General features: G+C 68.5%; 13 protein-coding genes and 1 tRNA gene. 6 read left to right on the top strand and 8 right to left on the bottom strand.

All coding sequences use genetic code 11. From position 1 onward, the window contains the following. Positions 1-3: 3 nt before the first annotated feature. Together ACQUS8_RS10035 and ACQUS8_RS10030 are read left to right on the top strand one after the other, a co-directional pair. Positions 4-1,206, top strand: a complete 1,203-nt coding sequence (locus tag ACQUS8_RS10035) for a YihY/virulence factor BrkB family protein (RefSeq protein ID WP_435100411.1) — start codon at positions 4-6, stop codon at positions 1,204-1,206. Further along, entirely contained in the window at positions 1,203-2,039 is an 837-nt protein-coding gene (locus ACQUS8_RS10030; protein ID WP_435100408.1) for a phosphatase PAP2 family protein, read from the top strand. The genes ACQUS8_RS10035 and ACQUS8_RS10030 overlap by 4 nt, the downstream gene beginning before the upstream one ends. On the opposite strand, the gene glnA is transcribed toward ACQUS8_RS10030, so the two are convergent. Continuing rightward, positions 2,021-3,391 (bottom strand): type I glutamate--ammonia ligase, encoded by a 1,371-nt coding sequence (gene glnA / locus ACQUS8_RS10025; RefSeq protein WP_435100405.1) that lies wholly within the window; start codon positions 3,389-3,391, stop codon positions 2,021-2,023. The two genes, ACQUS8_RS10030 and glnA, sit on opposite strands and share 19 nt — an antisense overlap. A gap of 124 nt (positions 3,392-3,515) precedes the next feature. Between glnA and lrp the strand changes: the two genes are divergently transcribed. After that, positions 3,516-3,974, top strand: a complete 459-nt coding sequence (gene lrp / locus ACQUS8_RS10020) for an HTH-type transcriptional regulator Lrp (RefSeq protein ID WP_435100402.1) — start codon at positions 3,516-3,518, stop codon at positions 3,972-3,974. 207 nt (positions 3,975-4,181) lie between these two features. Here lrp and thsB read toward each other — a convergent pair whose 3' ends face one another. Then, on the bottom strand, positions 4,182-5,819 hold the full coding sequence (gene thsB / locus ACQUS8_RS10015; protein WP_435101032.1) for a thermosome subunit beta: 1,638 nt from the start codon (positions 5,817-5,819) through the stop codon (positions 4,182-4,184). 147 nt (positions 5,820-5,966) lie between these two features. After that, positions 5,967-6,188 (bottom strand): TRAM domain-containing protein, encoded by a 222-nt coding sequence (locus tag ACQUS8_RS10010; RefSeq protein WP_435100400.1) that lies wholly within the window; start codon positions 6,186-6,188, stop codon positions 5,967-5,969. 94 nt (positions 6,189-6,282) lie between these two features. Between ACQUS8_RS10010 and ACQUS8_RS10005 the strand changes: the two genes are divergently transcribed. Next, positions 6,283-6,522, top strand: coding sequence for a hypothetical protein (locus ACQUS8_RS10005; protein ID WP_435100398.1), 240 nt, complete (start codon positions 6,283-6,285; stop codon positions 6,520-6,522). Between the two features lie 115 nt (positions 6,523-6,637). Here ACQUS8_RS10005 and ACQUS8_RS10000 read toward each other — a convergent pair. The 3 genes from ACQUS8_RS10000 to ACQUS8_RS09990 form a co-directional block, all read right to left on the bottom strand. Continuing rightward, positions 6,638-6,719: transfer RNA gene (locus ACQUS8_RS10000), tRNA-Ser, on the bottom strand. A gap of 65 nt (positions 6,720-6,784) precedes the next feature. Further along, positions 6,785-6,955: a hypothetical protein gene (locus tag ACQUS8_RS09995; protein ID WP_435100396.1), complete on the bottom strand. Its 171-nt coding sequence runs from the start codon at positions 6,953-6,955 to the stop codon at positions 6,785-6,787. Continuing rightward, positions 6,956-7,339 carry a Rid family detoxifying hydrolase gene (locus ACQUS8_RS09990; RefSeq protein ID WP_435100394.1) on the bottom strand — a complete coding sequence of 128 codons (384 nt, stop codon included), beginning with the start codon at positions 7,337-7,339 and terminating at the stop codon, positions 6,956-6,958. A gap of 89 nt (positions 7,340-7,428) precedes the next feature. On the opposite strand from ACQUS8_RS09990, the gene ACQUS8_RS09985 reads away from it, so the two are divergent. Continuing rightward, a complete protein-coding gene (locus ACQUS8_RS09985) occupies positions 7,429-8,364 on the top strand; it encodes a hypothetical protein (RefSeq protein ID WP_435100391.1) in 936 nt (311 codons plus the stop codon). Here ACQUS8_RS09985 and ilvA read toward each other — a convergent pair. Then, complete coding sequence (ilvA, locus tag ACQUS8_RS09980; protein ID WP_435100388.1) at positions 8,353-9,564, bottom strand: threonine ammonia-lyase; 1,212 nt, start codon at positions 9,562-9,564, stop codon at positions 8,353-8,355. The genes ACQUS8_RS09985 and ilvA overlap by 12 nt on opposite strands. Before the next feature lie 203 nt (positions 9,565-9,767). Between ilvA and ACQUS8_RS09975 the strand changes: the two genes are divergently transcribed. Then, positions 9,768-11,135 carry an MATE family efflux transporter gene (locus tag ACQUS8_RS09975; RefSeq protein ID WP_435100385.1) on the top strand — a complete coding sequence of 456 codons (1,368 nt, stop codon included), beginning with the start codon at positions 9,768-9,770 and terminating at the stop codon, positions 11,133-11,135. Between the two features lie 79 nt (positions 11,136-11,214). Here ACQUS8_RS09975 and citZ read toward each other — a convergent pair whose 3' ends face one another. Next, the gene (gene citZ, locus ACQUS8_RS09970) at positions 11,215-12,357 is read right to left on the bottom strand and encodes a citrate synthase (protein ID WP_435100382.1); all 1,143 of its coding nucleotides are present in this window, start codon (positions 12,355-12,357) and stop codon (positions 11,215-11,217) included. Positions 12,358-12,606: the final 249 nt, after the last annotated feature.

Genomic DNA, 12,606 nt, shown 5'->3' with positions numbered 1-12,606 from the left:
GGTGTGCAGCGGCCCGTGACACGACTCGACGACGCGCGCGAGCTCGTCCGTGCGGTCGTCGCGGAGGCCCGCGACGACGGCATCACCTTCCTCGCCGCCGCCGTCGCCTACTACGCCTTCGTCTCGCTCGTCCCGCTCCTCCTGCTCGCGCTCGCCGTCGGGTCCGCCTTCGGCGGCGAGCGCCTCGCCGGCTACGTCGTCGGGACCACCGGCGCGTTTCTCACGCCCGCGGGACAGGAACTCGTCCGGAGCGCCATCGAGAACGCGGCCGGCCGGAAGGGCGCCACCGTCCTCGGCGTCCTCCTCCTCGCGTGGTCCGGGCTTCGGGTCTTTCGCGGCCTCGACATGGCGTTCGCGCGCGTCTACGGGAAGCCGAACGCCGAACCGCTCCGCCAGCAACTCACCGACGGCCTGCTCGTCTGCTGTGCGGTCGGCGCCGCCGTCTTCTGCGCCGCTGGCGTCGGCGTCCTCGTTCCCTACGCGTTCGGCGGCACGCTCGGCGACCTCCTCGGCACCGTCGCGCTCGTCGCCGTGCTCTTCTGCGTCTTCTTCCCGCTCTACTACGTCTTCCCGGACGTCGAACTCCACCACAGTGAGGTGTGGCCGGGTGCCGCGTTCGCCGCCGCCAGCTGGACGCTGCTCGCGGACTGCTTCCGGCTCTACACGGTCTATATCGACGACTATCGGGTGTACGGCGTGCTCGGAGCGGCCGTCCTCCTGAGCACGTGGCTGTACGTCTCCGGGACTGTTATCATGGTCGGGGCGGTACTCAACGCCGTGCTCGCGGGACGAACAGACGAGACGGAGGCTGCACCGGACGATGAGCGGGTCGCGACGGACGGCGGGCGAAACGAGCCGACGCCCGACGTGACCGAACTCCAGCAGCGCGTCGAGCATCTCGAAGCCGAACTCGAGGAGAAGACGATGAGTCGGAGCGCCCTCGAATCTGAGCTGAAGGGCTACGTCCGCTCGCGCGTTCGGCGCAACCACGCCCGCGGCTGGGGACCCTATCTCGTGTTGCTCTACGGCACCGTGATGACGCTCGGGGCGTTCTACTGGCTGGAGGGCGGGTGGTCCATCGCCGCCATGCTCGTCGTCTGGCTCTCCACGCTCGGCCTCTACGTCCTCATGGTGCTGTTCGGTGTCGGGCTGAACGCCCTCGGCGTGCCCGGGAAGGCGGTCGGCTGGCTCCGCTCGAAGCAGTGAGGGGCGTCGGCGTCACGGGCGCGCTGACGGACGCCGTCCCGCCCGCGCTCGTCCCCGTTCTCGAAGTTCTCACGCAACTCGGCGACGCGTGGTTCGTGCTGGTCGCCGTCGCCTCAGTCCACTGGCTCGCGCCGCGCTACGGCCTCATTGATGAGCGCGACGCCTTGCGCTACGTCGCGCTCGGGTTCGCGATATTCGGCACCGTCGTCGGCCTGAAAGCCGTCTTCGCGCTCGGCCGCCCGCCGGCGAGCGTCGCGCTCGTCGCCCACGACGGCTACGGCTTCCCGAGCGGCCACGCCGTCTCCTCGGCGGCACTCTACGGCGGTGCCGCCGCCCTGCTCTCCCGGCCGCGTTGCCGGCACCGCTGGCTCGCCGCGGCGGGCCTCGTCACCCTCGTCTGCGCGACGCGCCTCCTTCTCGGCGTCCACTTCCTCGTCGACGTCGTCGCCGGCGTCGCCGCCGGCGCCGTCCTCGCTGGGGTCGTCCTCGCCGTCACGCGCGAAGGCCTCCTGCCGGGCTACGCCCTCGCGGCCGCCCTCGGCGTGTTCGGACTCGGCGTCGCCGGCTCGACCGTCGAGGCGCTCGCGGCCTGCGGGCTCGGCGTCGGCGGCCTCGTCACGATCGTCGCCGTCACGCGGCGCCCCACGGTCGTTCGCGGGCCGGTGCGGCCGCTCATCGCGCTCTGTGGCTACGTCGTCGTCGGCGGCCTCGCGCTCGCCGCGCTGAAAGCGCCGCTGCCGGTGTACGGTGTCCTAATAACGAGTGGTGTCGCGGGTGCCGGTGTCGTCGCGCTCCCGGCTACCCGGTTACCCCTTCAGAACTTCTCGAGGTAGCGGTCCTTCTCCCACTCGGAGACCTGGATGCGGTAGCCAGTGTGCTCCTCGCGCTTGGCCTCGATGAACTTCTCGGTGATGTGGTCGCCGAGCGCGTCCTGGACGACTTCGTCCTCCTCGAGGGCGTCGACGGCCTCGCCGAGGTTGGCGGGGAGCGTCTCGATGCCGTGCTCCTCGCGCTTCTCCTCGTCGAACTCGTAGATGTTCTCGCGAACCGGGTCGGGTGCCTCGAGGCCCTGCTCGATGCCGTCGAGACCCGCGTGGATGAGCGCGGCGAACGCGAGGTACGGGTTGCAGGACGGGTCCGGGAAGCGCGCTTCGATGCGGGAAGCCGCGGGGATGCGCGCCGCGGGCTTGCGGATGAGCGCGGAGCGGTTGCGGTCGGACCACGCGACGTAGACCGGCGCCTCATAACCCGGGACGAGGCGCTTGTAGGAGTTCACGGTCGGGTTCGAGACGGCCGTGATGGCGGGCGCGTGCTCGAGGATGCCCGCGAGGAACTGGTGGGCGGTCTCGGAGAGGTCGAACTCATCACTCTCGTCGTGGAAGGCGTTCTCGCCGTCCTCGAAGAGCGAGAAGTGCGTGTGCATGCCGGAGCCGTTGATTTCGGCGATGGGCTTGGGCATGAAGGTCGCGTGCAGGTCGTGCTCCGCGGCGATGGCGCGGACGACCGTGCGGAACGTCGCGACGTTGTCAGCCGTCGTGAGCGCGTCGTCGTACTCGAAGTTGATCTCGTGCTGGGACTCGGCGACCTCGTGGTGGGAGGCCTCGATCTCGAAGCCCATCTCCTCGAGCCCGCGGATGATGTCGCGACGGACGTCGGCCGCGAGGTCCTTCGGCGCGAGGTCGAAGTAGCCACCGACGTCGGAGAGCTCCGTCGTCGCGCGGCCGTCTTCGTCCTCCTCGAAGAGGAAGAACTCGGGCTCGGGCGCGGCGTTGACCTCGTAGCCCATCTCCTCGGCGCGGTCGATGGCGCGCTGGAGCACGCCGCGCGGGTCGCCCTGGAACGGCTCGTCCGTCGACGTGTTGATGACGTCGCAGATGAGGCGCGCGGACGCCCCGTCCTCGCGCTTGCGCCACGGGAGGACGGCGAACGTCTCGGGGTCGGGCTTCAGGCGCATGTCGGATTCCTGAATGCGGACGAAGCCCTCGATGGAAGAACCGTCGAAGTAGATACCGTCAGTAAAGGCCTTCTCGGCCTGCTCGGCCGGTACGGAGACGTTCTTCACCGTACCGAGGATGTCCGTGAACTGCAGGCGAAGGAAGTCGACGTTCTTCTCCTCGATCTCGTCCAGAACGCGCTGTTCCGTCTCGGTGAGGCCGCCGTCTGCGGCGTAGTTACCGTTCGTCATTGGTTACGTCATTCGATGCAAACACACGGATTACTAAAGCGGTTCCGGTCGTTGCAATTCTTTTCGTCACACCGGGAAATGGACGTTCGTTAAATTCTAATCCCCCTATCTCCTCTGTGGCTGTATGACCTACGAGAACCTCGACGCGAAACTCGTCAACGAGTTGCTCGGCGACGGCCGCGCGAGTCTGCGCAGCCTCGCGGAAGAACTCGACGTCTCCGTGACGACCGTCTCGAACCACCTGACGGACCTCGAAGAGGAGGGCGTCATCGGGGGATACACGCCCCTCGTGGACTACGACGAACTCGGCTACGACGTGACGGCCGTCCTCCAGCTCAAAGTCGAGGGGAACGCCCTCCCCGACCTCACCGACCGGCTGCGCGAGCACAAGCAGATGGTCTCCGTCTACGAGGTGACGGGTGACTACGACGTCATCGCCGTCGGGAAGTTCCGCGACACCGACGACATGAACTACCTCATCAAGGAACTGCTCGGCGACGCCGACATCAAGGAGTCCTCGACGAGCGTCGTGTTGAACGCCGCCGCCGAGAACGAGCAGTTCGAACTCGACGTCGAGGCGTAACGCGCCACAGACACACGCCGTTCTCCGCCGTCATCGCTCCGCCGCGCGTAGCCGCCGCTCTCGACGAAGCGCCAAAGAAGAACGACGTGGGGCCGAACGGTCGTCGAACGGTTCGGGGAGCGTAGCGTCGCGAGCGCGGGCGACTCGCCCGCGCCGCGCTCGTGGGATCGGTGGGTCGGTGTACGCTCGGGGTGCTCGAAACCGAGTTTACATCATGCCGCCCATGCCGCCCATGCCGCCCATGCCGCCGGCGCCGCCGGGGCCACCTTCGTCGTCGCCCTTGTCGGTGGAGAGGTCGCCGGCGGAGATGATGTCGTCAATTTTGAGCACGAGGTTCGCGGCCTCGGTGGCACTGGAGATGGCCTGCTCCTTGGCGTGGGCCGTCTCGACGACGCCCGCGTCGAGGGAGTCCTCGAGGTCGCCCGTGAGGACGTTCAGGCCGGTGCGGCTCTCGCCACTCTCGTGTGCGGAGCGCAGGTCGACGAGGATGTCGATCGGGTCGAGACCGGCGTTCTCGGCGAGGACGCGCGGGACGAGTTCGAGGGAGTCCGCGAACGCCTCGACGGCGAGCTGCTCGCGACCGGAAACGGAGTCCGCGTAGTTGCGGAGCTGGTCGGCGACCTCGACCTCGATGGCGCCGCCGCCGGGGAGGACGCGGCCGTCCGAGATGGTCTGGGCGGCGACGTCAAGGGCGTCGGTGACGCCGCGCTCGAGTTCGTCGACGACGTGGTCGGTGGACGCGCGGAGGATGAGGGTGACGCCGTGGGCGGTCTCCTCGGTGCCCTCGATGTAGAAGAGCTCGTCCTCGACGTCACGACGGATGCTGCCGCGACCGAGGTCCTCGGCCGTGAGGGAGTCGAGGTCGGAGACGATGGCCGCCCCGAGGACGTCCTTGAGGAACTGGATGTCGGACTTCTTCACGCGGCGAACCGCGAGGATGCCCTCCTTCGCGAGGTAGTGCTGGGCCATGTCGTCGATGCCCTTCTGACAGAGGACGACGTCGGCGCCGGAGTCAGCGATCTTCTGGACCTTCTCCTTGAGCTGCTTCTCCTCCTGGTCGAGGAACTGCTGGAGCTGGTCGGGGCTGTCGATGCTGACGGAGGTGTCGGCGTTGGCCTCCTCGACTTCGATGGCCTCGTTGAGGAGGAGGACGTCGGCGTCGTCGAACTCGGTCGGCATCGAGTCGAGGACGGGGTCCTTGGAGACGGTGGCGCCCTTGAGGAGCTCGGACTCGGAGACGGCGCGACCGGTCTGCGTCTCGACGTTGATGTTCGCGACGTCGACGACGGTGGAGCCGTCCTCGGCCTCGACGGAGACGGCGCGGAGCGCCTCGTAGAGGAGGCCGCTGAGGAGTTCCTTGTCGATTTCGGCGCTCTTGCCGGTCATGGAGGTCTCGGCGACGGCGCGCACGAGGTCCTCGTCCTCGGGGTCGACGTCGACGGCTTCCTCGTCGACGAACTCGCGGGCCTTCTCGCTCGCGAGGTTATACCCCTTGATGACGGCGGTCGGGTGGATGTCCTGCTCGAGGAGGTCCTCGGCGTTCTTGAGGAGTTCACCCGCGATGGCGACGGCAGTCGTCGTGCCGTCGCCGGCCTCGTCTTCCTGCGTCTCGGCAACCTCGACGATCATCTCGGCCGTCGGGTTGTCGATGTCCATCTCCTCGAGGATGGTGACGCCGTCGTTCGTGATGGTGACGTCGCCCATCGAGTCGACGAGCATCTTGTCCATCCCCTTCGGGCCGAGCGTCGAGCGCACGGCGTCCGCGACGGCCCGCGCCGCCGAGATGTTGTGTTCCTGAGCGTCCTTGTCCTTTACGCGCTGCGCGTCCTCACCCATGATGACCATCGGCTGGCCCTGCATACGTCGCTGAGACATCGTCACCGCATCGATTGTTTGCCCTTCTATATAAAACTTCCGCCGACGGGCGAGCAGGACAGCCGCGAGAGCGGCTCACGGGGCGAAATAGTGTGTTAGGCCTTGTCGTGATTCGCCCTATTCGACGTCGGTTTCGTGCTCGAGGAGTTCCGCGACCGCGAACTCGTCCTGCACGGTGTCGATCTCGATGCGGACCTGATCACCCATCTTCGCGTCCGGGACGAGGACGACGAAGTCCTCAACGTGCGCGATGCCGTCGCCCTCCTCGCCGATGTCCTCGACGTCCACGACGTACTCCTCGCCTTCTTCGACCGGAACTGGCGTGTCTTCGGCTGACATACTCGCCCAGTCTCCCGCCGACGGAAAGAACGCTGGGGCCGTCGGGTCCGAGACAGCCACCACGATTTTGCCGGCGCGCGCCGACCACTCAGACATGTCAACACTCACCGATGAGGACGTCGGGAAGGTCCTGCGTGACATCGAGGGCGAGGAACTCGGCGTCGTGACCGCCGTCGAGGGAAACACCGCGTGGGTCGACCCTGATCCCGGCATCGGTGACGCCGTTCTGGCTGCGCTCGGCTGGAGCGCCAAGGACGAGGACGACTACACCGTCGACGGCGAGCTCGTCGACACCGTCACGAACGAGGAAGTCCGCGTCGACGCCGACCTCTAGGGTCGGACACGTCTTGCGACGAACGCGACGCCGTCATCCTGTCGGCCACGCCGACGTCCGCCTCGTCGGCACAGAGACGTCTAGCCGCGACTGGTCGGTTCGGTTTCAGTAGAAGCGCCGGGACTGGGATTTGAACCCAGAACCCCGTAAGGGGACACGCTTTCCAGGCGTGCGCTTTGCCATTCGGCCATCCCGGCCTGCAGTCCTTGCTAGTCGGGTCGCCGGTTTAAACCCTTCTTTTCGAGGCAGGCGTGAGGGTCCGTCACGGTTCGGCGGCGTGTGCGCCGAGCGCGCCGGCGACGCCGACGACGACTGCGAGACCGACGAGAACGGCGATACCGGGGCCACCGGCGTAGGCGTGATAGGCGAACGCGAGGATGAGGAAGGTGAGCGCGGCGACGGCGCCCCACGCGGCCGTTCGCGCGAGCGTCATCTAGTCGCGCTGGGCGGCGACGGCTTCGATTTCGACTGCGACACCCTTCGGGAGGTCGGCGACGGCGAACGCGCTGCGCGCGGGCGGGTTGTCCGCGAAGTACTCGGCGTAGGCGTCGTTCATCTCGGCGAAGTCGTCGATGTCGGCGAGGAGGACAGTGGTCTTGAGGACGTCCTGCATCGTGAGGCCCTCCTCCTCGATGATGGCTTTCACGTTCTCGAGGCACTGTCGGGTCTGGGTGGCGACGTCCTCGTCCCTGAGGTTCTCGCCGTCGGGCGTCAGCGGAATCTGACCGGCGGTGTAGACGACGTTCCCGTCGGTGGTGGCTTGGCTGTACGCGCCGACGGCCGCCGGAGCGTCCGGCGTCTCGATGATGCGCTTCATGCCTCACGTGTCGTCGTCCCGGACCTTAACTATGGGCGCGTTCGACCGGGTCGGCGGGGTTTTCCGGGGCGCATCCCGAACAACCGAATATGCGTCGCCCCCGTCTCGCCTGCGCCGCTGTCGTCTCGCTCGTTGCGTCGCTCGCCGCGGTGGCGCTCGCGCGTGCGCGCCGTCGTGCGGCCGACGTCCCGCTGAGTCCCGTGACGGCGGGACCACACGTCGGCCCGGATTTCCCGGAGCGTGCCGGCCTGACGACGGGCGTGGAACCCGACGGGGAGATGGACGACATGGCGGACTACGCCCGCTCGGACTTCGACCCCGAGCGCGTCCATCCCGAAGTTCGACGGTTCTACGAGGAGACGGGCGATTACCGGATGACGGCCACCGTGACGTGGCACCGTGGCTTCCGCCTTGGGGCGGCACTCGCGGCGCGCGTCACCAGCGCCGTCGAGCAGTTGAACCTCCCCGGTCCCTACGAGGACTCGACGGTCGCACTGACGAGTCGCTTTGCCGAGGTCCGTGCGGACGTCGACCCGCGTGACGAGGTGCGGGCGTGGGTGCGGACCGACCGCGAAACCGGTGAGGCGGTGTTCGTCGCGCTCTACGGGAGCCACGAACGCGGCGGCGGACGCGACGGGAACGCGGAGCGATACGCGAACGACTCAGGCCCTTCCGGGTCCGCTGGCTCACGTCCAGCAGCGCGATACGTGAACATCGCCGTCCCGCTCCCGTGGGCGAACCTCTCGACGGTCCTCCACCTCGACCACACGGACGAATCGGGCCGCGGCGGTGACGAGGACGGCGAGGGCGAGCCTGACGGGACGGGCATCGCGCTGACGACGCGCGCCGGCGCGGAACCGGGGCTCTACCTCGTGACGCCGCTCGGGACGTTCGAGCTGCCGCTCGAGCAGCGCTTCACCGTCCGGCCGGACGAGTCGGGGATCACGGCGACGCAGACGATGTGGGTCTGCGGGGTGCGCTTCCTCACGGTCGAGTACGACGCGGTCCGGGAGTCAGACGAGTAGTTCGACGTCGTAGCCCTCCGCGCGGAGTCGGTCGAGCAGTCGCTCCACGTGGTCCTCGCCGCGAGTTTCGAGGTCGAGTTCGACCTCGGCGGCGTTCATCGCGACGTCCCGGTTCGTCCGGTCGTGCTGGATGGCGTAGATGTTCGCACGCTCGTCGGTGAGGACCTCAAGGAGTTTGTCGAGCGCGCCCGGGCGGTCCTTCAGGACGGTGCGGAGCTTGACGTAGCGGCCCTGGTCGACGAGGCCGCGCATGATGACGGTGGTGAGGAGGTTGAGGTCGATGTTCCCGCCGGAGAGAATCGGGACGACGGTCTCGCCCTCCTCGTAGACGTACTTCCCGGTGAGGAGCGCGGCGAGCGGGACGGCGCCCGCGCCCTCGACGAGTGTCTTCCCGCGCTCCAAGAGGAGGACGAGCGCGTTCGCGATTTCGGCGTCGCTGACAGTGACGATTTCGTCGACGCGCTCGCGAATGACGGGGAAGGTGTGCTGGCCGACGCCGCGGACGGCGATACCGTCGGCGATGGTGTCGACGCTCTCGAGTTTCTGGACGCTCCCCTTCCGGAGGCTGTCGGCGACGCTGGAGGCGCCTTCGGCCTGCACGCCGACGACGGTGACGTCCGGCGCGATGCCCTTGACGGCGGTGGCGACGCCCGCGATGAGGCCGCCGCCGCCGACGGGGACGACCACCGTGTCGACGTCGGGGAGGTCCGCCATGATTTCGACGCCGATGGTGCCCTGCCCGGCCATCACGGCCTCGTCGTCGAAGGCGTGGACGTACGTCCGGCCCTCCTCGGCCTCGATGTCGTGGGCGCGCTCCTGTGCCTCGTCGTAGTCGACGCCGTGCAACTCGACGGTGGCGCCGTAGCTCCGCGTGGCCTTCACCTTCGAGATGGGCGCCGTCTCGGGCATGACGACCGTCGCGTCCACGCCGGCGCGGGTGGCGGCGAGCGCGACGCCCTGCGCGTGGTTGCCCGCGGAGGCCGTCACGACGCCGGCGTCGCGTTCGGCGTCGGTGAAGCGCGTGATGCGGTTCGCGGCACCCCGGACTTTGAACGACCCGGTGCGCTGGGCGTTCTCCAGCTTCAGGTGGACCTCGGCGCCGGTCATCGACGAGAAGGTGTAGGAGTGATCGAGCGGCGTGTGTCTGGCCACCTCCGCGACGGCGGATTCGGCCTCGCGGACGTCCTCCAGTTCGAGCATACTGGCAGTAGACGGAGGTGTCCCTAAGCGGTTCGGGTCGCCAGAGAACGGAAGCGTGTGACGTCTATACCGTCACGCGCGACCACCATAATACCGCGGATACCGGAGTGAAAGTGAAACTGGTCGCGCCGGCGTGCCGCCACCTCCGCTTCCCGCCGTGCCGGGACCCGCAGGCCTTTCCTCAGCCCACACGGACGACCGATGTGGACTCCCGACTGGTCGCCACGTGGCGTCGCGTGCTCGCGCTCGCGTGGCCGGTGATGGCCTCCCAGACGCTCCGGACGCTGATGCGGACCGTTGACGTCCTCGTCACCGCGACGTTCTCGCCCGCCGCCGTCGTCGCCGTCGGCCTCGCCGACCTCTACGCGCGCGTCCCGCTGCGCATCGGCCTCGGCTTCGGGAGCGCCGCCATCGCGCTCGCCAGTCAGGACACCGGCGCGGACGCCGACGCCAACCGCGCCGAAGCCGTCTCCAGCGCCGTCGTGATGGGACTCCTCGCCGGCGTCCCCATCGCCCTCGCCGGCGTCTTCCTCGGCGGCCCGCTCATCCGCCTCTTCGGCGCCACCGGCGACACCGTCGTCCTCGGCGCCACCTACCTCGGCGTCGTCCTCGCCACCGCGCCCGCGCGCCACGTCTCGCTCGTCGCCTCACGCGCCCTCCAGGGCACCGGCGACACCCGCACCCCGATGTACGTCACCGGCGTCACGAACGTCACCAACATCACGGGGTCGCTCGTCCTCGGTCTCGGCCTCTTCGGCGTGGCCTCCTACGGCGTCCTCGGCGTCGGCGCCGCCACCGCCGTCTCGAACGTCCTCTCCGCCGCCTTCCTCCTTGCCGCCATCCGCTACCGGAAGGACGACCTCTCGCTCGTCCGCCCGCGCGACCTCGTCATCGCGCGCCAACTCGTCACCGTCGCCGCGCCCAAAATCGCCGAGGGGTTCGCCACCACCATCGCCGAGTTCCCGTTCAACGCCCTCCTCCTCGGCTTCGGGACCCCGGTCAACGCCGGCTTCCAGATCGGCCGCCGCGTCTACCAGCAGGTCACCGGCCCGCTCTCCCGGGGCTATCGCACCGCTGTCGGCGTCCTCGTCGGGCAGTCGCTCGGCGACGGCGACGCCGCCGAAGCGCGCTTCCGTGGCTGGGCGACCACCGGCCTCGCCGTCGCGACCGTCGGGAGCATCGGCCTCGCGCTCGTCGCCCTCGCGCCCGACGCCGTCCGCCTCCTCGCCGGCGGGTCGCCCGACGCGCTCCCCTACGCGACGTCGTTCGCGCGCGTCTACGGCTACACCGCCGCGTTCGTCGCCGGCTTCACCGTCCTCTCCGGCGCCTTGGGTGGGGCCTCCGAGACCCGCATCCCGCTCTTCGCGCGCACCACCGGCGTCTTCGGCGGACTGGTCGGCGGCACCTACGTCCTCGGTGTCCTCCTCGGTTGGGGGCCGCTCGGGGCCTACGTCGCCGTCGGCGGGCAGTACGTCTGGATGGCCGCCGTCGCGCTCGTCGGCTTCGCCTACTCCGACTGGGCGACGCGCGCCGCCGAGATGATGGCCGAACGCGGGAGCGTCGCAGACTGACAGCCACAGGCGAGACTGCCCGCTCGGCACTCGCCGTCGAAAAAGTGGAGAACCGTTCGGTCGCGCTCGACTCGGCCGATTACCGCTCGTCGACGGACGTGAACTCCTGGTCCGTCGGGCCGACGTAGCGCGCGCGCGGGCGGATGAGGCGGTTGTCGTCGTACTGCTCGAGGACGTGGGCGATCCAGCCGCCCACGCGGGACATCGCGAAGATGGGCGTGTAGATGTCGACGGGGATGCCCATCTGGTAGTAGGTGGTCGCGGAGTAGAAGTCGACGTTCGGCGCGAGGCCCTTCTCCTCGGCCATGTACTCCTCGATGGCGACGCTCATCTCGTACCACTTCGTGTCGCCGGCGGCCTCGCCGAGCTCCTCGGACTGCTCGCTGAGAATCTTCGCGCGCGGGTCCTTCACGTTGTAGACGCGGTGGCCGAAGCCGGCGACGCGGTCGCCGCGCTCCAGGGCGTCCTCAACCCATTGGACGGGGTCCTTCTCGGACTCATCGACTTCCTTCAGCATCTCCATGACGTTCTGGTTCGCGCCGCCGTGGAGGCTACCGCCGAGCGTCCCCACCGCGGAGGTGACCGCGGAGTGGAGGTCGGCGAGCGTGCTGGAGGTGACCATCGCGGAGAACGTCGAGGCGTTCAGGCCGTGGTCGGCGTGCAGGACGAGCGCCTGGTCGAAGACGTCCTCCATCACGTCGTCGGGCTCCTCGTCGTTCAGCATGTAGAGGAAGTTCCCGGCGTGACTGAGGTCCTCGCGGGGCGCGACCGGCTCCTCGCCGTCGCGGATGCGGGTGAACGCCGCGATAATCGTCGGGATTTTCGCGGTGATGCGTTTGCCCTTCGCGAGGTTCGCCTCGCGGTCCGTCGGGTCCGTTTCCTCGTCGGCGTCCTCGTCGAACGCGGAGAGCTCCGAGACGGCGGTCCGGAGGGCCGCCATCGGCACCTCGTCGGACTCCGCGAGGTCCCGAACGGTCTCGAGGACGGCGTCGTCGACGCTGCGCTCGGCGGCCATCTCGGCCTCGAACGCCTCGAGCTCCGCCTCCGTCGGGAGTTCGCCGTGCCAGAGGAGGTAGAGGACCTCTTCGTACGACGCCTCACGCGCGAGGTCCTCGATGGTGTAGCCACGATAGACGAGCTGTCCCTCGTCGCCGTCGATGTAGCTGAGCTCGGACTCAGCCACGAGCACACCCTCGAGCCCCTTCTTGAGTTCGTCGGACATACCCGACGGTTTTTCACGGTGTTGCAAAAGGGTTGCCTATTATCCATACTCGTCCGGTGACCGTACGTGGGATTTCATCGCTTGACGCCGACACTGTCTGGAAAACCACACACTTCCGGTGGGCGTCCGACGGGGATACTGACGTAGCGTTCCGCATGACAGAACGAATGGTCGTCGCGTTCGGGGTGTCGTTCTCCGTTCGGGTCGCCGGCCGCACCGCCTCGCCCACGTGACTTTTTACGCCCCCGC

Origin of the sequence: Halarchaeum sp. P4 (genome assembly GCF_051195175.1) — an archaeon.
Classification (GTDB): Archaea; Halobacteriota; Halobacteria; order Halobacteriales; family Halobacteriaceae; genus Halarchaeum.
The sequence above is the reverse complement of the archived record's forward strand: the minus strand, read 5'-3'. Positions and strand labels throughout refer to the sequence as shown.